The sequence below is a fragment of the Methylomonas sp. LL1 genome (assembly GCF_015711015.1).
Lineage (GTDB): Bacteria > Pseudomonadota > Gammaproteobacteria > Methylococcales > Methylomonadaceae > Methylomonas.
Map to the genome: position 1 here is coordinate 3753856 of NZ_CP064653.1, position 21685 is coordinate 3775540.

16 protein-coding genes are annotated in these 21685 nt (G+C 54.6%); 4 read left to right on the forward strand and 12 right to left on the reverse strand.

Going from position 1 to position 21685, the window contains the following annotated elements; all coding sequences use genetic code 11:
- Positions 1–151 precede the first annotated feature (151 nt).
- Positions 152–844 carry a phosphate regulon transcriptional regulator PhoB gene (gene phoB, locus IVG45_RS17480; RefSeq protein WP_196435074.1) on the forward strand — a complete coding sequence of 231 codons (693 nt, stop codon included), beginning with the start codon at positions 152–154 and terminating at the stop codon, positions 842–844.
- A 5-nt stretch (positions 845–849) separates the two neighbouring features.
- Positions 850–2124 carry a phosphate regulon sensor histidine kinase PhoR gene (gene phoR / locus IVG45_RS17485; RefSeq protein WP_196435075.1) on the forward strand — a complete coding sequence of 425 codons (1275 nt, stop codon included), beginning with the start codon at positions 850–852 and terminating at the stop codon, positions 2122–2124.
- A 388-nt stretch (positions 2125–2512) separates the two neighbouring features.
- Here phoR and moaC read toward each other — a convergent pair whose 3' ends face one another.
- A complete protein-coding gene (gene moaC / locus IVG45_RS17490) occupies positions 2513–3010 on the reverse strand; it encodes a cyclic pyranopterin monophosphate synthase MoaC (protein ID WP_196435076.1) in 498 nt (165 codons plus the stop codon).
- A 51-nt stretch (positions 3011–3061) separates the two neighbouring features.
- On the opposite strand from moaC, the gene IVG45_RS17495 reads away from it, so the two are divergent.
- Positions 3062–3295, forward strand: coding sequence for a MoaD/ThiS family protein (locus IVG45_RS17495; RefSeq protein ID WP_196435077.1), 234 nt, complete (start codon positions 3062–3064; stop codon positions 3293–3295).
- A 4-nt stretch (positions 3296–3299) separates the two neighbouring features.
- The gene (locus tag IVG45_RS17500; protein WP_196435078.1) at positions 3300–3755 is read left to right on the forward strand and encodes a molybdenum cofactor biosynthesis protein MoaE; all 456 of its coding nucleotides are present in this window, start codon (positions 3300–3302) and stop codon (positions 3753–3755) included.
- Positions 3756–3905: 150 nt separating this feature from the next.
- Here IVG45_RS17500 and IVG45_RS17505 read toward each other — a convergent pair whose 3' ends face one another.
- The 11 genes from IVG45_RS17505 to trxA form a co-directional block, all read right to left on the reverse strand.
- On the reverse strand, positions 3906–8090 hold the full coding sequence (locus IVG45_RS17505; RefSeq protein ID WP_196435079.1) for a PAS domain S-box protein: 4185 nt from the start codon (positions 8088–8090) through the stop codon (positions 3906–3908).
- On the reverse strand, positions 8087–9175 hold the full coding sequence (gene cheB, locus IVG45_RS17510; protein WP_196435080.1) for a chemotaxis-specific protein-glutamate methyltransferase CheB: 1089 nt from the start codon (positions 9173–9175) through the stop codon (positions 8087–8089). Before cheB ends, IVG45_RS17505 begins: the two co-directional genes overlap by 4 nt.
- A 154-nt stretch (positions 9176–9329) precedes the next feature.
- Complete coding sequence (locus tag IVG45_RS17515) at positions 9330–11525, reverse strand: hybrid sensor histidine kinase/response regulator (protein ID WP_196435081.1); 2196 nt, start codon at positions 11523–11525, stop codon at positions 9330–9332.
- Positions 11526–11598: 73 nt separating this feature from the next.
- Complete coding sequence (locus IVG45_RS17520) at positions 11599–13056, reverse strand: CHASE3 domain-containing protein (protein WP_196435082.1); 1458 nt, start codon at positions 13054–13056, stop codon at positions 11599–11601.
- 43 nt (positions 13057–13099) lie between these two features.
- Positions 13100–14128: a chemotaxis protein CheW gene (locus tag IVG45_RS17525; RefSeq protein WP_196435083.1), complete on the reverse strand. Its 1029-nt coding sequence runs from the start codon at positions 14126–14128 to the stop codon at positions 13100–13102.
- 24 nt (positions 14129–14152) lie between these two features.
- Complete coding sequence (locus IVG45_RS17530) at positions 14153–15262, reverse strand: CheR family methyltransferase (RefSeq protein WP_196435084.1); 1110 nt, start codon at positions 15260–15262, stop codon at positions 14153–14155.
- Complete coding sequence (locus IVG45_RS17535) at positions 15255–16382, reverse strand: response regulator (protein WP_230874633.1); 1128 nt, start codon at positions 16380–16382, stop codon at positions 15255–15257. The genes IVG45_RS17530 and IVG45_RS17535 overlap by 8 nt, the downstream gene beginning before the upstream one ends.
- A gap of 405 nt (positions 16383–16787) precedes the next feature.
- Positions 16788–17912 (reverse strand): glycoside hydrolase family 5 protein, encoded by a 1125-nt coding sequence (locus IVG45_RS17540; protein WP_330165368.1) that lies wholly within the window; start codon positions 17910–17912, stop codon positions 16788–16790.
- Positions 17913–17928: 16 nt separating this feature from the next.
- A complete protein-coding gene (locus IVG45_RS17545; RefSeq protein ID WP_196435085.1) occupies positions 17929–19629 on the reverse strand; it encodes an ABC transporter ATP-binding protein/permease in 1701 nt (566 codons plus the stop codon).
- 209 nt (positions 19630–19838) lie between these two features.
- Entirely contained in the window at positions 19839–21095 is a 1257-nt protein-coding gene (gene rho, locus IVG45_RS17550) for a transcription termination factor Rho (protein WP_196435086.1), read from the reverse strand.
- Between the two features lie 175 nt (positions 21096–21270).
- Positions 21271–21597 (reverse strand): thioredoxin TrxA, encoded by a 327-nt coding sequence (trxA, locus tag IVG45_RS17555; RefSeq protein ID WP_196435087.1) that lies wholly within the window; start codon positions 21595–21597, stop codon positions 21271–21273.
- Positions 21598–21685 lie beyond the last annotated feature (88 nt).

Here is a 21685-nt window from a genome sequence, read left to right on the forward strand (position 1 = left end):
GTTCTGATCAAACGGATTTCAACGGCTTGTTAGCATGCATCGACATCATGTTGACCGGAATAAAATTGACGGTGGATTTTGGATTGTCATAAAAGGGTAATATTCCATTGTTAAATTCCCGGGTTGATTAGGTTGAAACAAGTAAATGATTATGTCGAATATGAATGTTCTGGTTGTCGAAGACGAAGATGCCATCAGGGAAATGTTGGTGATGGTGCTTGAGCAGGCTGATTTGCATGTCATTGCCGCCGCCAGCGCGGAACTTGCCATACAGTCCCTGGCGGAAAATCGGGTGGACTTGATTGTGCTGGATTGGATGTTACCCGGTATCAGTGGAGTCGAACTAGCTAAACGCTTGAAAAGAGATCCGGGATATAAGGAGTTGCCCATCATATTATTGACCGCGCGCGGCGAAGAAGAGGACAAAATTCGAGGCCTGGAAATTGGCGCCGATGATTATATGACCAAACCGTTTTCGCCCAAGGAGTTAATAGCCCGTATTAAAGCCGTCATGCGCCGTAGCGGCAAGCTGACCGAGGCCGGGCAGCTCAGCGTGGGTGATCTGACCTTGGATGCGGAACAACACCGGTTGACGATTGCCGGAAGAGCGTTGGATGTAAGCCCAACCGAATTCAGGCTGATGCAGTTTTTTATGACTAATCCGGATAAGGTTTACAGTCGAACCCATTTGCTGGATCAAGTATGGGGACGCAGTGTTTACATCGAAGAGCGTACGGTGGATGTGCATATTCGGCGTTTGCGTAAATTATTGGCGGAATTCGGTCGCGAGGATTTGATTCAAACCGTGCGAGGGTTCGGTTACCGCTTTTCGATGGCGGGCTGATCACGATGGATCGCTGGAAACGAGAAATCAACATAGTGATGGCGTGGTTGTTGCCCGCGCTGCTATTAAGCTACTTTGTCGGTCATCTGACACACATGCTTTTGTTGATTACGCTGGGTTTGTTAATCAAGCAAACCATGGCTGTCAATGATCTGGAAAAATGGCTGAGCCGTGGCGCTTTTCGTGACTATCGGGATCGCAAGGGGATTTGGGGCGACATTTATTATCATCTATGGAAAATTAAAAAAACCGATAAAAAACGCAAGAAAAAACTGAGTCGGATGATTGATCAATTTCGAAATTCAACCGACGCACTGCCGGACGCGGCCGTGGTGTTGGGTGAATATGCCGAAATCGAATGGATAAATAAGGCGGCTCGCGAGGTATTGGGACTGAAAAAATCCGATAAAGGACAGCGCATCCCCAACTTGATACGGGCGCCGAAGTTCATAGAATATTTGAAATCACAGGATTACCGGCAGAAGATTTGTATCTCGTCGCCGGTCAACGACAGCTTGATCCTGCAAATCAGTATCGTGCCCTACGGCGCGGGCTTACGTCTGTTGGTGGCGCAAGACGTCACCCAAATCAAAAACATGGAGCGTATGCGTACAGATTTCGTCGCCAACGTTTCTCACGAATTACGGACGCCGCTGACCGTCTTAAAAGGCTATCTGGAAACGCTGCAAGACATGGATGATCTGCCCGCCAGTTACGCCCGCTCATTTGAAAGCATGTCGGCGCAAACCGTACGTATGCAAAATTTGATCGATGACTTGTTGTTACTGGCCAGATTGGAAACCAAGCCCAAACAGACCGAATGTATCAATATGCATGATTTGTTGGGGCAGATCTGTAAAGAAAGCGATTTGTTGGAAAAAGACGAACGTCGGATCGAATTGAATATAACGGCGGATGCTAACCTAATCGGCGATGCCCAGGAATTACAAAGCGCATTCACCAATTTGCTGGTGAATGCGCTGAAATATTCTCCCTCAACATCGCCTGTCAAAGTCGGCTGGCATCAAAAGCAGGACGGTTCGGCTTATCTGGAAGTTGAAGATTTCGGCGAAGGTATCCCGGCGGCTGAAATTCCGCGGATCACCGAACGCTTTTATCGGGCAGATGCCAAGCGTAATCATAAAGTGATTGGTACCGGATTAGGGTTGGCCATTGTCAAACATGTTTTGGTCAGGCACGATGCCAAACTGGAAATCGACAGTCAGCTGGGCAAAGGTAGCCGGTTCCGTTGCGTATTCACCGCAAAACGGATCTGCTGACTCGATGTAAAAATGGTGGTTTATCGATACGTTTGAGCATGATGAGTCAGTTTGCCTCCTCCCTGTTTTTACGGACCCGTAGGTTGGCTTGGACAACCTTTTTTCTAATTGTGACTTGCCATTGTTCAGACCTCAGGGAAGCAAAACTGCTTTTCGTGTAAAATTTGAGCTTGTTTATCTGGGTTAACTTTTACGCGAGATATTGTGAGAGTGTGTTTAAGGTGATTTTTGAGAAAGTTTGTACCCATTGCCAATGTCAAATATGTGTCGTCCGCTGAGCGGACTTGTGCTAAGCGAAGCCGAAGTAGCCGAAGCGAACGATTGACTTCGACTCCGCTCAGTCAACGGCAAATTGCTTGGATTGGGTGTATTTATTGCCATAAATCGCCTAACTAACTGAATCTTCTTGTTTTCTCCAGTGTCCCGACTTACCGCCGCTTTTTTCCAGCAAGCGTACACCCTGAATCACCATGCCGCGATCGACTGCCTTGCACATGTCGTAAATGGTTAGCAGGGCGATTTGGGTGGCGGTTAGCGCCTCCATTTCCACCCCGGTTTGACCTTTGGTTTTGACCGTTGTCAGGCAATGCACCCGGTTTTGTTGGGGTTGCGTCCGCAATTGAATCTCGACATGAGTCAGTGGCAACGGATGGCAGAGCGGAATCAGATCGGCGGTTTTTTTGCTGGCCATGATGCCGGCGATACGGGCAACACCCAGCACATCGCCTTTTTTATGATTGCCTGCCATAATCAACGCCAATGTGTCCGGCAACATCTCGATAAAGCCTTCGCAAACCGCGCTACGCTCGGTAATGGCCTTGTCGCCGACATCCACCATGTGGGCCTCTCCGGCGCTGTTGAAATGACTGAGGGGTGAATTTTGCATGGCCAACATTGATAATGAGTGAACTTCCATTGTATTACCGGGTAAACCAGCATGTCGATTAAAGTCCGCTATTTTGCCAGCTTGAAAGAAAAGGTTGGCCGTGGCGAAGATGAAATAAACCCTGCCTCGCCCCTGTCGGTTCGCGCTATCTGGCGGCAACTCAATCCCAATCTAAGCATGCCGGAGTCGGTGTTGGCGGCGGTAAACATGGATTATGCCGATCTTGACGCGATAGTTCGAGATGGCGACGAACTGGCGTTTTTTCCGCCGGTAACGGGAGGCTGACAGGATGATCCGGCTCAGCGAACAGACCTTTGATCCCTGGCAAGAAATACAAACTTACCAGACCAGCCAAACGCACATGGCGGGCAAATTCGGCGCCACTAGCGTATTCGTCGGCAGTATGCGTGATTTCAATCAAGGTGACGGTGTGGCATCCATGTACCTGGAGCACTACCCCGGCATGACCGACAAACAGCTGCATCTAATTGTCGAACAGGCCCACGGTCAATGGCAGCTATTGGATAGCCTAGTGATACACCGGATAGGAATGGTCTACCCGGATGATGTTTTGGTACTGGTGGCGGCGTGGTCCGCACATCGCGGAGACGCTTTCGACGCCAGCCGTTTCATCATGGAAAAGCTAAAAAACCGCGCCCCGTTCTGGAAAAAGGAAACCCTGGCCTCGGGCCAACAACGCTGGGTGGAAAAAAATAGCGATGGTTATCAGCCAAAAACTGGCTAACGCAAATAGCTGCCGGAGGTTTTTCAACTGCTTGAAATGATATTCTCAAAGCGCAGTTAATGGATGAAATTTATCGCCGTTGTTTGCGGGTAGTCGCCACTTTTCGTCCGGGACTTTGCTTGGAACCGTAGCATTTACTTTTCGGAATGCTCAATATTTACTGGCTCCGATTATATTTGCCGCCAGTTCCGGATAGTCCTGCCTTAACTGTTGTAAAGTTTCCAACGCCTCCGGATATAGAAAGTGCGTGATTCTGTGTTCTAATTCCTTACCCAGGGCTCCGAGTCCAGCCATCAGATACGCTGAATGAGTGTCGAATAGAAAGTTAGCTTGTATGCTGCAAGACGCAAGCAACGGTTCCAATTCGTTCAACACCCGGTTTATCACTGCCCAGTCAACTTCGCCTTCTTCCAGCGTAAAGGCGTCATCGGGAAGAGCGGCAAGACAAGAGGCTTTCAGCCGTTGCAGCTCGTTTTCCAAACGGCTCGCCAATCGTTCGATTTCCGCAACCGCGCGCCTGTCCTTGAGAGCCAGTTCCAGGTCGGCGGCCAGATGTTGCACACCGGTTGCACCCAGATTACTTGAACTGCCCTTCAAGGTATGGGCAAGCCGCCTGGCTGACTCCCAGTCGCCGATGGCCAGTTGCGCCCGCAAGCCGGAGACATCTTCCACATGATCGTTCGCAAAACGTCGAAGCAGGCGTAAATAGGCAGCAATGTTGCCGTTCAACACCCGGAGGCCGCGTTCGATATCCAAGCCGGGAATTGACCTCAGTCCGGCGGGAATCTCTATCTGTTCGTTCTGACTGGCGGGGGGCGTTATCTCGGCGGCGGGCAGCCAGCGTAACAGCGTTCCGTACAGTTGATCGGGATCGACCGGTTTGGCGATGAAGTCATTCATGCCTGACTCGTGGCAGTGTTGGCGATCTTCGTCGAAGGCATTGGCGGTCATGGCCAGGATAGGCAATGTTGTCCGGTTGGGTAGGGCTCGGATGGCGCGAGTTGCCTCCAAGCCGTCCATACCCGGCATTTGCATATCCATCAGAATGAGATCGTATTCATGGTCGCGAGCCTTTGCCAGCGCCTCAAAACCGTCGTTGGCGACATCGACCTTCAGTCCGGCCTCGACGAGCAGGGCAACCGCAACCTCCTGATTGAGCCTGTTGTCTTCGGCCAGCAGAATGCGGGCAGCCGGCATGGCTCGCAAACTATTTTCGGCCAAGTCCGACGTTTCCATCAATTCATTGACGCTTAACTTACTCTTGCCGAGACAAGCGGTGAACCAGAAGATACTGCCCTGGCCGGGTAAACTTTGCGCGCCAGCCTCGCCGCCCATCAAATGCGCCAGCCGCTTGGTGATGGCCAGCCCAAGCCCAGTGCCGCCGTAGCGACGCGAGGTTGTGCCGTCGACTTGCTCGAAGGCGGCGAACACATCCGCGATTTTTTCGGGCGGAATACCGATACCGGTATCCGCCACCTCGAAACGCACCAGCAAATCGCTGGCGGTTTCCGCCGCTTTAGAGATGTTTACGCGAATTCCGCCGCGCTCGGTAAATTTTACGGCGTTGGATAAATAATTCAGCAGCGCTTGCGCCAATCGGGTCGAGTCTCCCGCCAGCACGGCCGGAATCGAATCGCGGTCGACGCTAATTTCCAGCCGCTTTTCGCGCAGCTTCGGGCCGATCATCGAAATCGCATTATCCAGCATCCGGTCGAACGCGAAATCGGCGATATTGAGATTGAGTTTTTCCGCCTCGATTTTGGACAGGTCCAGAATGTCGTTGATTACGGCCAGCAGGTGCCGGGATGCATCGACGATTTTATCCAACTTCTCTTTCTGCGCCGCATCGGAACTGTTTCGCCGCAACATATGCGTGATGCCGACAATAGCATTCAATGGCGTACGGATTTCGTGGCTCATGTTGGCGACAAAGGCGCTCTTGGCCGCGTTCGCCACCTCGGCCGCGCGCTTGGCCTCTTCCAGTTCCCGGGTGCGGATTGCGACCAGTTCCTCCAGGTGATGGCGGTAGTGGTCCAACTCCTGGTCGAGGCGTTTTTTCTCCGTGATGTCCTTGATCACGCCGTCGTAGGACAGCAGTTTACCGGTCTCATCCCTGAACAGAATGGCCGTGTCGCAGATCCAACGAATCTCGCCGTTTTTCCGGATAATGCAATGTTCCAAGGGCGGAACATCCTGCCCGGAAAGAATTCGCCGCACATGCTGTAACACCCGTTCGCGATACTCCGGCACCACCATTTCAAGCCATAGATGGGGATTATCGGCGAATTCTTCCACGGTGTAGCCGGTTACCGCCAGGCAGGCCGGGCTTTGCGTGGCTTCGACCGGAAGCCCGTTTTCGATGCGGACCGTATAGTGATAATCGGTCAGCCCCTCGGTAATGCGCCGGTAACGTGCTTCGCTTTCGCGCAAATATTCCTCTATCCGCCTACGCTCGGTAATGTCTTCCTTCACCGCCAAATAATGGCTGACGCGCCCATCGGCTTGGTGAATAGGAGAGACACTGGCGGACTCGATATATTCGCTACCATCCTTACGCCGGTTAGTAAATTCGCCCTTCCAGGTCTGCCCCAGGTTTAATGCCGCCCACATCGCGTCGAAGACCTCGGCTGGCGTCTTGTCGGAATGCAAAATGCGGGGATTTAGCCCGATCACTTCTTGCCTACGATAACCGGTAATATCCAAGAAGGCCTCGTTGACGTACTCGATATTGGCATCCAGATCGGTAATGACGATGCTGGCCGGGCTTTGTTCCACGGCAAGAGATAGCTTGCGAACCAGTTCCTCGGATGCCTTGCGCGCGGAAATATCGCGCACGATCATGCTGGTCAATAACTGTCCGTCCGGTGCTTCGAATACTTGTGAAAGCAGTTCGGCCGGGAACTTGACCTTATCCTTACCCACCAATGTCAGCTCTCCCCGGAAACGGCCGGTTCTGTCGCGCTCCGCCAATGCCACCGCCAGACGAGGATCGCTTGGGTCTACGACCGCCTGCCGGCCTTGTTGGCGCAGCATCTGTTCGTCGAGTCCGAACAAGCGCTGAGCTTCGGGATTGGCGGCGAGGATGTCGCCGCTGGGAGTGGTCAGTAATATCGCATCCAGGCTGTTGTCGAACAAGGAACGGTACTGTGCCTCACTGTGGCGTAGGGCCTGCTCGGTAACTTGCAGGTTGACCTTGGCCCGCAAATTGATGATGCCATAGGCAATGTCGTCCGCGAGTTCATTAAGCAATTGAGCTTCCTGCTGGTCAAAGGCATTTTTCTCGGAAGAATAAATGCTCAGGGCACCGAAGACCTTTTCGCCGTCGGTCAGGGGTATGGCGATGTTTGCGATATAGCCGCGGGCCAACGCGGTTTCTTTCCAAGGAGCGAACCCAGGATCCACGGAAATATCGCGGCATATCTGCGGCATGCCTATGCCTATGGCTCGGGTGACCGGCAATTGCTCATCATCGCTATCCACCCAACTAGGCGGTTGTTGCAAGATGCGACCCTCTTCTACTCCGGACCAAGCAACCAATGAGATGATTTTTCCCTCGGTGCCCTTTCCAAAGCTAATCGACGCTAGACAGTAGCCGCCTTGTTCGACGATATTGCGCACCGCGCACCGCAGCAATTCCTCTTCGCTATTGGCTCGCACCAACGCTTGATTGCAAGCCGACATGGTTTTTAATGCGCGATTGACGCGAGCCAGCGCCTCCGTGCGTTCGCGCACCTGCTGGTCCAGGCTCTCGTTCAACAAGTTGAGTTGGGCTTGAATGACCAACTGTTCCTGACTCTGTTGAAGGGTGTTTTCATACAACGACAGCAGCAGATTAAGTATTTGCTGCCCGCCTCCGGTAAGGATATGGCGCTTACCGCCATAACCGACGATTTCCCGCCGCCGTTCTTCCTTGCGCTTTCTTTCTATCGGCGCATTCAGCAGGGAGTCGATACGTTCCAGCAGCTTCTCCTCGGCGAAAGGTTTGATAATATAGGCATCCGCGCCGCTATTGATCGCCTCGATAATATCCTTCGGCTCCGACAGTACCGTCAGTAGAATCAATGGTATATTCCATAAATCATCATCAAACTTGATGGTGCGGCACAATTGATAACCGTCCATCAAAGGCATGTTGATGTCGCTCAATACCAGAGCCGGGCGTTGCGCGTGCGCCATTTGCAGGCCTTCGATACCGTTGCCAGCCACGGCCACAGTATATCCAGCCCGAACCAGCGTGCGGCGCAGCAGCTCCGCTTCCAACGGGCTGTCCTCGACAATCAAAATTTGGCGCCCGGATTCGGTTCCAGGATTAGGTGATCGAGGTGTTTCGCTCATGCCACATCCTTCGAGTTTGGCTGATAACGCTTGCCGTCAAGATTGCCAGCCAGTCCGATTAATGCCGGGGCAATCTGATTCAACGGCAACACATGCCGCACGGCACCCAATGCCGCCGCCGCCCTGGGCATGCCGTAAACCACGCTGCTTGCCTCGTCTTGAGCGATGGTGACACCGCCGGCTAACGCAATTTCGGCCATGCCCTCGGCGCCATCGCGGCCCATGCCGGTCAGCAGCACGCCCACCGCGTTCGCGCCGAAGTGACGCGCCGCCGAGCGCAGCGTGACGGTTGCCGATGGCCTGTGACCGTCGTACGCTGCCGAATCCGACAATGTAAACCGGCCGTGTTGGTCGAATTCCAGATGTGTATCCTCGGGGGCGAAATAAACAACCCCGTTCCGAGGTATCTCACCTTGACTGGCTTTACGCACCGGCAACGGGCATGCTTCGGCCAACCACAACACCAGGTCGGCCAGGAAATCGTTACCGATATGTTGGACACAGGCCACCGGCGCGGCGAACGATGCCGGCAAGGTGGACAGAATGGTGCGCAATGCCTGCGGGCCGCCGGTGGATGCCCCGATCGCGATCAATTTAACCGGCGCGGCGGGTGATGGCAGGGGTTGTAGCGGTGGTACGTCGCGCGTCGCCGCCGTTTGCAGGCGGAACACATGTACGCCGGCGACGATGCGGATTTTGGAAGCCAGCTCCCGCGCCAACTTATCTTGATCCGCTTCCAGAATGGCGCGCGGCTTGGGATAGACATCCACCGCGCCCGCCTCCAGCATCCGGAACACGTTGAGCGAATCCGGTTCCACCGATACGCTCACCACCAGAATCGGACATGGCCGCGTTGCCATCACCGCGCGGGTAAGCTCCAAACCGTTCATACCCGGCATGTGCAGGTCGGTACAGATCACATCGGGATTCAGCGTCGGCAACAGTTCGAGAGCCTCCTTGCCGTCGGCGGCCGTGCCGACTACCTGAATATCGTTTGCGCGGAGCAACAGCCGTTGCAAGATGTGTAGTGCGATTGGGGAATCGTCGACGAGTAACACCCGGATTGCGGAATCGATGCTGGTCATGTTTTGATTGCCTCGGCTGTTCCGATTAAGGCCACAATGATAGCCACGATTTCATCTTTCATTACTCCTGGCAAATTATCGACGCTGACTACCGTTCGCAACGCGAAACGCTGGATACGATTTTTAAAATGATTTCGCATTCCGCACTCTGTGTTCAAATGAGCCTTTTCAAGGTGTCCAGCAACACTCGCTGGTCGAAGGTCGGCTTGGGTATATAGGCATTGGCGCCGGCATCGAGTCCTCGACGCTTGTCTTCATCGGAGGCGAGACTGGTCACCAGGATCACCGGTAGATTCCGGTGGCGAGGCTCGGCGCGGATCCTAGCCGTCAACGTCAGCCCGTCCATGTTAGGCATCACGATATCCGTCACCACCGCAGCGAAAGGCCGGCTGCCCAACAGGTTAAGCGCATCCAAACCGTCCACCGCCGTAACTACCTCGTAGTGGGCGTCTTCGAGGATGCGTTTCTCCATCGCGCGGATCAAGGCCGAATCCTCGGCCAACAGCACGGCCGGTTTCGATTGCGGCATATCGGGTGCTGATTGCGGAACGGCGTCGGCGGTCCGCAATCCTAATTCCGTAATCCGTAGGGCTTTGTGTGCCGAGCGCGTGAGGTCGGCGGGGTTCAATAGCGGGCAAATCGTACCGTCGCCCAGCACGGCCAAGGCCGAAACGTTGCGTACCCGTTTCAACGGCGCCCCCAACGGTTTGGGCACGACTTCCTCTTCGCCGGGCAACTCGTCCGCCAATAGCCCCAGACGCCCATGATCGAGTTGGAGTACTACGCAAGCTTGTTGTTTCGATCCAGTGGCAGCGGCGGCGCGATGAGCCCCTTCCGGTATTTCCAGCAACTCGGCAAGGCCGGCGACGATCACCGGCTCGCCGTCCAATAATATCGCCCGACGGCCGTCGAGCTGGAAAATCTCCTCCGGTCGCACCCTACGGGAAGTGTGTATGGATTCGACCGGCAAGCCGTAAAGCCGGCCGTCCACACTAGCTAACAGCAAACGCGTGGTGGCGAGACTCAGCGGCAGGCGCATTTGCACCGCCAGCCCTTGGCCCGATAGCGATTCCAGCCGGATGCCGCCCTTTAAACGTTCGACATTGACTCGCACCACATCCAGACCGACACCGCGCCCGGATAACTCGGTCAGGTAACGGCTAGTGGAAAACCCGGAGGTAAAAATCAACTGCTGTATTTGCCGAGACGTCATCGAAGCTAACACCCCGTCGTCGAGCATGCCTCGCTTGCCGGCTTCCAGCCGGATCGCCGCCGAATCCAATCCTCGGCCATCGTCGCGCACCTCCAGCAACACATAGATGTCCTCGCGCACCGCGCGCAAACGTAGCGTGGCTGCACGGGGCTTGCCCATGCGGGCGCGCTCGTCCGGCGGTTCGATGCCGTGATCGATCGCATTGCGCAGCAGGTGCATCAAAGGATCCTTCATCTCTTCCAGGATGCGCTTATCGACGGTGATGTCTCCGCCTTCCAGCAGCAACTCGACCTCCTTACCTTGCTCCCTAGCGAGATCGCGAACCATGCGTGGAAACAATCCGAACAGGCTGGACAGCGGCAGCAAGCGCATGCTGCTTACCTGATCATCCAAACGTTGGACGGTCGACTCCAGACGTGCATTGTCGTCGAAGAAAGCATCGCGCGCCTGCTTCAGCAAACTTCCAAAACATCCATCCGCCGTTTCCACCGATGCATGTTTCGCGGATAGCCCGGCTTTAGTCTGGTTTCGTCGCCTCTCAAGTACCGCCCACAGGTTCATCAGTTCCTCGATCAGCTTCAGGCGGTGTTGCGCCTGTCCCTGGATCACGGCGAGCTCGCCGACTTGTGTCAGCAAATCATCCAGTTTGCGAGTCTCGACCCTTACGGTTTCGATCCGAAAAGGCTTGATTGCTTGCGGATTGGCGGCTTCGGGCCGCGGATTTGGGCTGTGCGATTGCGGAATGGGGGATGCCGCAATCAACAGGCTGCCCGCGTCCGCTGGGGGCTCTGTGATTTCCAATCCGCAATCCGCGTTGGTAGCCAACGCTTCCCGCGCGCGTTGACGCAAATCGGCCAGCGCGATATTCATTTGTTCGATCGACTCCGGCGTCAGCGGCGCCTCGCCCTTGCGGGCCGCATTGAAGATGCTTTCCAGCCCATGGGCGGCGGCCTCGATTCGCGACAGCCCCAGCATGCGCGCCGCGCCCTTCAGACTATGCGATTCGCGGAACATGTCGTCCAATAATTCAGGATCGGCCGGCATTTTCTCCAAGCGCAGTAGGCCGTCATCCAGGCGGGCGAGATGTTCATCGCTTTCCGCCTTGAACAGTTTGTGCAGTTCCGGGTCGGTAATCATGGCCATTGCGGGTAGAAAACCATCGCTCCGAATTCCACGGTCCGCAATCCGGGCGCCGCAATCACCATTGGTATCATGCGATCGCCTTCAAGTTTTCCGCTGCCTGGTTCATGCTTTGCACCCCCAATTTGGTCTGGCTGATGCCGGCGGCGGTTTCCTTGACGCCGGAGGCAATACTGTTGGTAGCCTCGACTACCTGACTGAAGGCGGCGGATTGCTGTTTGGCATTCAGCATCACTTGCTGGGCATTTTCATTGGCACTGCTAGCCAGGCCGGCCAGGCTATTGAACAACTCGGAAACCTTGCGCACCGTCTGAGTTACTTCGTTGACGGTGCGCGTGCCCTCTTCCGTCATCATGATGGAGGAATTGGTGGCCTTCTGGATGTCGGCCACTAGCAATGCGGTCTGTTCCGCTGACTTCTTGCTCTCGTCGGCCAGTTTGCGTATTTCGCTGGCCACCACGGCGAAACCCTTGCCGTGCTCGCCGGCGCGGGCGGCTTCGACCGCTGCATTCAATGCCAGCATGTTGATCTGCCCGGCCAAGTCTTTCAACACGGTGGCAATGCCGCCGATCTGCCCGGTCTGTTCGCCCAAATGCAGAATCTGCCCGGCCATCGTGCCGATTTTATCCTTCAGCCCGGCCATCGCCGATACGGCCTGACGAGTGGCTTCATCGCCTTGCAAGGTGGCGGCGCCGGCCTTTTCCGTCATCGACGCCGCGTTTGCCGCCTGCTCGGCCGACTTCCGCGATGAAATGGAAAGTTCTTCGATGGTGGCGGAAGTCTCGTTGGCCGCGGCCGCTTGCTGGCTGGCGGTGCGTTCGTGTTGATTGACGGTTGCGGCGATTTCGGTCGAGACCGACGAAACCATATTGATTACTTCGTTGATCGGACGGAGGAAATTACGATTTATCAACCACAATACCGACAGGCCGATGGCAATCGATAATAATGTGCCTCCGACAATGGATAGCGATGAAATTGTTTGAATGCTTTCCGCGTCCCCGGTTCTCCGAGCCAGCAGGGTTTCTTCCTCGCGGTACATGTCATCCCTTATGCTACGAATATCGTCCATCAGATTCTTGCCGGTTCCGCTGGAAATAATGAGTTTCGCTTCGTCCTTCTTGCCGGCTTTATGTAATGAAATGGTTTTCTCCATGATGTCGATCTTTTGCTTGGATAAATCGCTTATCGCCTTCAACCGCTGAATTTGCGCCGGATTATCCTTAACCAATTCCAAGGTGGTGTTCAGGCTGTCCTGAATCTTGCTCACTGCCTTGGTATAGGGCTCGAGAAACACCTCGTCGGAACTGTAAAGATAGCCGCGCTGTCCTGTTTCGGCATCGATCAGCCGGCGCAACAGTTTTTCCAATTCCCCTTTAACCTCGTAAGAATGGGTAACCCAAGCCATACTCTGTACCAAATTACGGGTGGTCACGAATGAAGCGGCACCGTTGATGATCATCAATGCCAGAACCCCGATAAAACCAATCTGAATAATTTTATTCAGCCCCATCCGCCTTGCATCCATAAGTCACCTCAAAAGTATTATTGATAGCTGCTTGGTTGTTTTTCTACACGTTCTCGTTGACGATCCATTCATCACGCGCCAACAGTACCGGCAGATCCAGCACCGTCATAGTCCCTCCCGCATATCGCGCGGTGCCGGTAATTTCCGCTCCGTACTGCTCGATGAGCGTCGAAGGCGGCGCTTGCAAGTCCTCGCGCCGGAGGTAAACCACGTCATGCACTTCATCCACGGCGATCCCAATCAACTGTTCCCCGGGGCCGGTGTCGGAAGCGGCGGAAACGCGGGTGATCACGGCCTTGTTGCCCCTGGCGGCGGGCGGCAGGTTTAGCGCGCTACGTGGGTCCATCAACGTCAAAAGGTTGCCTCGCAGGCTCATGACCCCAAGAATATGCGGCGGGCAACAGGGTATGGGACTGAAGGGGCCGATGTTGCAAAACTCCTGCACGGCCACCAACTCGATGGCGAAATATTCGCCGCCCAACTCCACCACGGCCAATCCCAGTCCGGAATCCTTCTCCTCTTCGGCGGCGCTTTGCCGTAAGGCCATGGCCCGCGCGTGGAACAAGGCCCGAACTTCGGCCGTGGTTTCCGCATCATAAAAATCGCGGACCGGCGCCGTCGGCTCCTCCATATCGTCTAGGACAGCTATTTGAGGCAATTTGGCCAGTCGCGAGACATCCAGCAGACTGACCAAGTCCTCGCCCACGTTTACCACGCCCGCCACGAAGTGCGTCATCGAACTATCGAATTCCGGAGGCGGCTGGATCGAGTCCGATGCCAGTTCAATGACCTCGAGCACCTCGCTGACGATCAAGCCCGCCACTTGGCGATCGGTTTTCAGCACTACGACCTGATCGCCGAGGCGGTAATGCCGCGCGGGACGGCCAAACCGTAAATGCAGGTCGGTAACGGGCACGATACGGCCACGCAAACTAAACATACCCACAACCCATGGCGGAGCCTCCTCGATGAAAGTCAATTCGGGCAGCCAGACCGACTCGAACACCTCGGTCGCCTCCAGAGCAAAGCGCGAACCATCGAGATCAAAAATCAGCAAGGAGCGAGAAGCCACGTCATCACCCCCCAGCGCGGCTATTCATTGCGCGAGCCATTGCGCCATTTCCGCCGCCGTGATGTCATAGGGCGCTATCGCCGCGTCGCCGGGCAACGAACGGATAATATCCAACGCAGCGCGCCTGAGGGTTTGTGCGCGTGGCAGGTTTGCCGCGCGCTCGCAAAGCGCCGCCAGTTCCAGCGTGGCGGCGACGCAACCGGGATCGAGATAAAGCGTTCTGTCCAACAACTTGCCCGCCCGCTCGAAATCGCCTCCTAGCTGGGCCAATTGCGCCAATAGGAAATACGGCGCAGCCGCCAGTGGAGCGATAGACAACGCCCGCTGGCAGGTCTGCTCGGCTAGGCCATAGTCGCCCCTATCGGCGAACTCCCGCGCGGTCGCCAGCAAGGCGTCGGCACTAGCCGCCAAAAGAGGCGCCTGATCGGGTGCGCGTTGCAGCGCGACTGGCGACGGCGGCGGGCGCACATCCGGCAACGCGGCCCCGGCGGCCATGTGCGCCACCCGTTGATACACCACGCTTTCGCTGAATAGTCTGCTCTGCATATCCTTCGGATGCAGGCCGGTGAGTTCGGCGTGAGCGGTCATCAAGTAACCGCCTTCGCAAAGAGCCCTCGCCAGTTTGTTCGCAACCGTCGCCACGGTGTCGGCATCGAAATAAATGAAGACATTGCGGCATAAAATCAAATCCATGTCCCGCAACTCGGCGTCGGGGAACGGCTCGGCTACCAGGTCGAGGCGACGGAAACCGACCATGCGCCGGATGCGCTCGTCCAACGCCCACTCGCCACCCTGGAGCCGAAAATAGCGTTGTTGCAAAGCCGGCGGCACCATCCGAAAAGACCACCGCCCATAGCATCCTCGCCGGGCTTTTGCCAGCGCGGTCGGGTCGATGTCGCTACCGACGATCAAAATGTTCCAGTCATTGCGCTCCGGCAATAAGCTGTCCACCAACATGGCCAGCGAGTAGGCTTCCTCGCCGCTGGCGCATCCGGCGCTCCACAAGCGCAAAATTTTTGTATCGCGGCGGCGTTTGATCAACTCCGGCAACAGGCGCAGGAAGAGCAAGTCGAACTGGCCATGATCGCGAAAAAAATAGGTCTCGCCGCTGATCGGCTTTCCCGCGCTATTCATGAGGCCTGTCACCGTTTTTATAGTCGCGGGAAACGGTTAAAAAATCATCCAAGCAAGCCAGAAAGGCGTCAACCACGTCGGGATCGAAGTGGCGTCCGCGCTCGCCGGCAATAATGCCGCGCGCTTGCTCGATCGACATCGGTGCTTTATAGACCCGAGGCGAAACCAGCGCGTCGAAGACATCGGCCACGGCCATCAGTCTGGCGGGAATCGGAATGGCGTCGTTTTTTTGGCCGTCTGGATAACCGCTGCCGTCCCATTTTTCATGATGAAAATGGGTAATTTGCTTGGCAATGTCTAGGAACTCGACGCTACGGCCGGCATCGCGCACGGCGCGCTCGATGGCTTGCGCTCCCAGCAGGCTGTGAGTTTTCATGATGGCCCATTCCTGTTCGGTCAACTTACCGGGTTTGAGCAGGATATGATCGGGTATGCCCACCTTGCCGATGTCGTGCAGCGGCGCGGACTTGGCCAACAGTTCCACGACCTTGTCGGTCAGAAAGCCTGAAAAGCGGGGATGGTCTTGCAAGCGTTCGGCCAAGATACGCACATATTCCTGGGTACGATGGATGTGGTAGCCCGTTTCCGGATCGCGGGTTTCGGCCAGCTCGGCCAAGGCCTTGATGGTAACATCTTGAATCAGTTGAATATCCTGCGTGCGGGATTCGACCTCGGCTTCCAGGTAGGCGTTCTGGTTCGCCAACCGGTCGCGGGCATGCTTGAGTTCGAGCTGGGTGCGCACCCGCGCCAGAATGATGGGCGGGCGGTAAGGTTTGGCGATGTAATCCACCGCACCGAGCGTCAGACCGCGCTCCTCGTCTTCGCTGGAATCCAGCCCGGTGACGAATATAACCGGAATATCGCGGGTCGCGGCATTGTCACGCAGGCGAGCGAGTACATCATAGCCGTCCATGTCCGGCATCAAGACGTCGAGCAGGATCAAATCCGGTTTCAGCGGACCGGCGGCGATCTGTAATGCGCGTTCTCCGGAAGGGGCGGCTAGGACATTAAAATAGGGCCGTAGGAATCCGCCGAGATTAGACAGATTACTCGGGTCGTCATCGGTGATCAGGATGGTGGCCGGTGAAATAGCCGCCGACGTAAAGAGGTTTATATCCAAATCGTGCAATCCCGTCCCCCTGTAATTCAAACCGGAATATCCAATTGCCCCCCGTAAGTCTCCTATTCCAAAGAGAGCCGCCTTACTCCAAGGGCAAGAGCAATGATAAGCCAAGCACTTAAACTCTTCTGCTTTTTATCAAATCAAACTCGGGAAAGCAAATAGCGATAGACTATGATCGAACATGGACCGGGTTTCCAGAACATCCGTGTCCGGCCAGGTTTTTATATTTGACGCTATCGGCGTTCTCGTCTTGGTCGGAGTCCCTTTCGAGCTTGCAAAATAACCACGGGTACTTTTCGGCCGGCAAGCACCGACTTTGCCACGGAATTTAAGGATTAGGCTAGGGAAATTTTTGACAATCGTTTTTACGACAAGCGCGAATTAAGTATTGAGGGCTGACCGCTAGCAGGCAAAGTTATCCGGCAGCCAGCCTCTTGCCACGCAATCGCGAAAACTCCAATGCAACATGGTCTCGGTTTTATAACTCCAGAAGAACCAGCCCAGGTATTTTTCAAAGCAGGCCAGTTGGGCGGCGGCATAACCGCGATAGGCTAGATTCAATTGGAAATCGTCCATGGTGTTTTGCGGATAATCGAATGCACCGGCGGCCCAAGTCTCGGTCATTTTCAAATCCAGGCCCAGACTCCATTCGCCGACATAGGTGGGGAGGCCGGAATGGGTGATGATGTCCTCGGCCTCGTTCTTCCAGTCAACAACGGCTTTTTGCAGGTGTCCGAAGATATCCAGTTCGACATCTTCCCGCACAAAGCACTGGTAGCGGTGGATGTCGAATATCACATTTTGATAGCCCGGACCGGATATAAAGCCCTGATAGTCGCGGAAGCCGCGAAAGCCGTCATGAAACACCACGGCAACTTGTTCCGCGTTACAGTATTGGCGAATGGCTCGATAACCGGCCAGGGTATAACGCTGCAACAACGCGGTGTCCAGGTCCCAGCGCGGCTCATTCAGCACTTCGATGCCAAGCAAGACTGGCCGATTGGCGTAGCGTTGCGCCAGCCGCTCCAGGGTTTTTACCGCATATTCGATATAGGCTTCCTGGGTATGCCATTCGCAAACATCTTGAATGCCGCCATTATCGAAGCCGTTTTGGCAACCGGGGGCCGCGTGCAAATCGACCAGGATCGATAGGCCAAATTCCTCGGCCCAATCAAAAGCCCGATCCAATATCTCGACGCCGCCTTGCACAAAAGGATGGCGGTTTTCGCCATAGCTTGGATGGTAAGGATAATCGGCCGCGAACAACCAGTGTCCGACCGGGATTCTGACTGCGTTGATACCGATTTGGGCCAGCCAGGCGAAATCGTCGCGGCGGATGAAAATGTTCCAATGTTCTCTCAAGCGCGGCCCGGCCTGCTTGCCCAGTTCAACGCACCACGCGGTTTCATCCCGCGCGGACAGGCCTTCGAACAGACTGGGCGTCATCCATTTTTCCAGTACCAGCCAGCCGCCGAGGTTGACGCCACGGACTTTTTTGCCGAGTATTCTCGGTTGGCTTTGCATCATCGGTGCCTGTCTCATATCAACATAGAAGGATCTGCCGCTTGTGCATGGCTTGTATGGTCGGTTGCTTGGTAATCGTCAACAGGGCCGAATCCGGCAGTTTTTGGTTAATGATGCGTATCATCTCGACTTCCCCGTCCGGATCTAGGGAATCAAAGGCTTCTTGCATCAAGATCCATTTGGGTCGTTGCAATAGCAAACGCACCATGCCCAGGCGTTGTTGTTGCTCGCGCTCCAGATTCTTCTCCCAATCGCCGATATCGTCCAGCTGTGGAATCAATTCCTTAACTCCGGCCAGTTCGAGAGCATATTCGATGTCGGCCTGGCTAAAGTCCGTGCGGTGGGATGGATAACAGATCGCCGCGCGTAATGCGCCGGTGGGCAGGAAAGGCCGGGGCGGCATGAAAAACATCGGCTCGTCATCCGGCAATTCGATGATTCCCTCGCCCCAAGGCCAAAGCCCGGCGATGGCTTTGAATAATTTATTGCCGGTAAACGCGTTACCGGCGATCAAAACCCTGTCGCCCGCCTTGATCTCTTCGTTAAGACAGGAAATGCAGACAATGCCATCCAGGCGGGTCAGGCATAGATTGTCGAAGCGCAAGACCGACTGCGGTTTTTTTAGCAAATGAATGCGGCGCGGATCCGGTTTGGCAATCTCTTTTTCCAGTTGGTCGAGCGCACCCGAGAGCCCCAATACACGCTCAACCGAAGCGCGCCATTCGGCGACTCGCCCCATGTTATCCACCGGCCAGGACAAGGCGGACACCATGTGCTGAAAGGATTGGGCCGACTGCATCAATGCACCCAGGGTAATGCTGCCGAGAATGTAGCGTGGAGCCGATACCAGAATCGGAAATGCCATCGACAGCACCGAATAACCGGAGCTGAACAGCATAATTTTTTCCCAGGCGCTGGTCTGCTGGTTCCAGGCATTGATGATGTCGCCAAACAGTTTGTGAAAATGCGGATTTTCATGGCGTTCGCCATGAATCAGCGCAATGGCCAGCGAGTTTTCGCGCGCCTTTACCAGGGCAAAGCGGAAATTGGCCTCGACCGTTTGCCTATCGTCGGTAGCCTTGGTCAGGGGGCGGCCTATCCACCAGCCCAGCATCGAAGCGCTGGCGGCGTAAATCATCGCAATCAAGACCAAATGCCCTTGTATCGACATTTCCACGATGCCCAGATCCAATATCACGGTGCCGGATAAGTCCCACAAAATCTCGGTAAAACTGATCAGCAGCAGAACGCTGTACAACAAACTATGAACCAGATCAATGGCATATTCGGTAGCAATCCGAATGTCCTCGGCGATGCGTCCATCCGGGTTATCGTGCTTGCCCGGAATATGCGTTACCAGATAGTGGCGGCCGTCGTGCATCCATTGGCCGATTAATTTATCCGTCAACCAGCCGCGCCAATCCAGTTGTATGCGACGCTTGACCTTTAAATGGGTGACGGTAATCGCCATGTTGGCGATGAAAATCAAAACAATCAGGCCTATCTGAGTAAAGAACCGCGACATCGAGCGTTGATCGAGGGCGTCGAATAAATCGGCGCTCCATATCGTGATGATGACCGAGATGGCGATTTGCAAGATAGTCAGCAGCAACAACGCCAAGGATAACCCTCGGATAGTCGCTTTGTTTTCCGAGTACCAAAAAGGTCCCGCTAGACGGATAAATTGAATGAAAAATCTGCTGGTGGTCTGCAAGGCCATACTCCTAATTCAGGTGAGTGGCCAATATACAAACTAGGCGCGCTAATAACAATACTCAGGCGGACTCGCCTGAATGCGGGCGATAGACCTTGCCAGCAGCGAGTGAGTTAAAAAGACTGTTAAAAGCAGGGAAATAGCGCGGATATTGTGGCTATCGCCGGGTTTGCTGCGATTGGCAATCCCGGCTTTTTGCGGCTAAAAAACCAACGTTAGCGTTTCATCGAATCGAAAAATTCGGCATTGGTTTTGAAATCCTTCAACTTGCCCAGCAAGAATTCGGATGCGGCCAATTCGTCCATCGGTTGCAGAATCTTGCGCAGAATCCAGGTTTTTTGCAGTTCGTCGGGATCGACCAGATATTCTTCGCGACGGGTACCGGAACGGTTGATGTTGATGGCGGGGTAAATACGTTTTTCGGCGATTTTACGTTCCAGGTGCAGTTCCATGTTACCGGTGCCTTTGAATTCCTCAAAGATCACCTCGTCCATCCTGGAGCCGGTTTCGACCAGTGCGGTAGCGATAATCGTCAAGCTGCCGCCTTCCTCGATATTCCGCGCCGCGCCGAAAAAGCGCTTGGGTTTTTCCAGCGCGTTGGCGTCGACACCGCCCGACAACAGTTTGCCGGAAGACGGCACCACCATGTTATAAGCGCGCGCCAGACGGGTGATAGAGTCTAACAGGATAACCACGTCGTGCTTATGTTCGACCATGCGCCGGGCTTTTTCGATCACCATGTCCGCCACCTGAACGTGGCGGGTCGCCGGTTCGTCGAAGGTACTGGAAACCACCTCGCCACGCACGCAACGTTCCATTTCCGTTACCTCTTCCGGACGTTCGTCGATCAACAGCACGATCAGATAACACTCGGGATTCTTCTCGGCAATCGCATGGGCAATGCTTTGCATGATCATGGTCTTGCCGGCTTTGGGTGGTGACACAATCAAGCCGCGCTGGCCCTTGCCGATCGGCGCGATCAAATCAATGATGCGGGCGGTCAAGTCTTCGCTGGTACCGTTGCCCTGTTCCAGGCGGAAACGCTTGTTGGCGAATAATGGGGTCAGGTTGGAAAAGGAAATCTTGTTTTTGGCGTGTTCGGGCGATTCGAAGTTGATGCTTTCCACTTTAAGCATCGCAAAGTAACGTTCGCCTTCTTTCGGCGGCCGAATCTTACCGCTGACCGTATCCCCTGTACGCAAACCGAAACGTCTGATTTGGCTGGGCGAGACATAGATGTCATCGGGTCCCGCCAGATAAGAACAACCCGGCGTCCTAAGAAAACCAAACCCGTCTTGCAATATTTCCAGAACCCCATCGCCGAAAATGTCTTCGCCGCTTTTCGCCTGCTTTTTCAGGATAGAAAAAATCAGCTCCTGTTTTCTGGCTCTATCGATATTTTCAAGGCCAAGGGTTTCTGCTATGGAAATAATTTCACTGACTTGTTTAAGTTTTAACTCGGTAAGGTTCATAAGGGTTATGGGAAATGAGGATAAGCAAACGGCATGAAACCGTTTACGACAGAAGTGGCTGTTGGAATTATTATGGACGTCTTAGAAGCGTAAGAAGCAAGCGCCGAAGATTTTAGCGCAATAACCGGACTTATCAAAACGTTTTGTGACAAGTCCGGTAATCGGGAGCGTATTGCTAGATATTGCTATCGATAAAAGCGGTCAGCTGCGATTTGGTCAGAGCGCCGACCTTAGTCGCCTCGACTTCGCCGCCCTTGAACAGCATCAGCGTCGGAATGCCGCGTACGCCGTAATGTTGGGGGGTTTTAGGGTTTTCGTCGATATTCAGCTTGGCAATGGTCAATTTGCCTTGATACTCAGCTGCGACTTCATCCAGAACCGGGGCAATCATTTTGCAAGGACCGCACCATTCCGCCCAATAATCCACTAAAACCGCACCGTTGGCTTTAATTACGGTATCGTTGAAATCAGCATCTGATACATGAAGGACTAAGTCGCTCACGCCATTCTCCAAAAGTTTACAAAGTAAAAACTATAGAATCGACCCATTGCAATTGTCAATCGATTTCAACCTAACGCTATTTTACGTT

What these genes read in the sequence shown, in the direction of transcription:
- IVG45_RS17520 (WP_196435082.1), bottom strand. Translation starts at nt 13,056, where the DNA reads ATGGATGCAAGGCGGATGGGGCTGAATAAAATTATTCAGATTGGTTTT.
- IVG45_RS17495 (WP_196435077.1), top strand. Translation starts at nt 3,062, where the DNA reads ATGTCGATTAAAGTCCGCTATTTTGCCAGCTTGAAAGAAAAGGTTGGC.
- IVG45_RS17505 (WP_196435079.1), bottom strand. Translation starts at nt 8,090, where the DNA reads ATGAGCGAAACACCTCGATCACCTAATCCTGGAACCGAATCCGGGCGC.
- IVG45_RS17515 (WP_196435081.1), bottom strand. Translation starts at nt 11,525, where the DNA reads ATGATTACCGACCCGGAACTGCACAAACTGTTCAAGGCGGAAAGCGAT.
- cheB (WP_196435080.1), bottom strand. Translation starts at nt 9,175, where the DNA reads ATGACCAGCATCGATTCCGCAATCCGGGTGTTACTCGTCGACGATTCC.
- rho (WP_196435086.1), bottom strand. Translation starts at nt 21,095, where the DNA reads ATGAACCTTACCGAGTTAAAACTTAAACAAGTCAGTGAAATTATTTCC.
- IVG45_RS17545 (WP_196435085.1), bottom strand. Translation starts at nt 19,629, where the DNA reads ATGGCCTTGCAGACCACCAGCAGATTTTTCATTCAATTTATCCGTCTA.
- phoR (WP_196435075.1), top strand. Translation starts at nt 850, where the DNA reads ATGGATCGCTGGAAACGAGAAATCAACATAGTGATGGCGTGGTTGTTG.
- IVG45_RS17530 (WP_196435084.1), bottom strand. Translation starts at nt 15,262, where the DNA reads ATGAATAGCGCGGGAAAGCCGATCAGCGGCGAGACCTATTTTTTTCGC.
- phoB (WP_196435074.1), top strand. Translation starts at nt 152, where the DNA reads ATGTCGAATATGAATGTTCTGGTTGTCGAAGACGAAGATGCCATCAGG.
- IVG45_RS17540 (WP_330165368.1), bottom strand. Translation starts at nt 17,912, where the DNA reads ATGATGCAAAGCCAACCGAGAATACTCGGCAAAAAAGTCCGTGGCGTC.
- moaC (WP_196435076.1), bottom strand. Translation starts at nt 3,010, where the DNA reads ATGCAAAATTCACCCCTCAGTCATTTCAACAGCGCCGGAGAGGCCCAC.
- IVG45_RS17500 (WP_196435078.1), top strand. Translation starts at nt 3,300, where the DNA reads ATGATCCGGCTCAGCGAACAGACCTTTGATCCCTGGCAAGAAATACAA.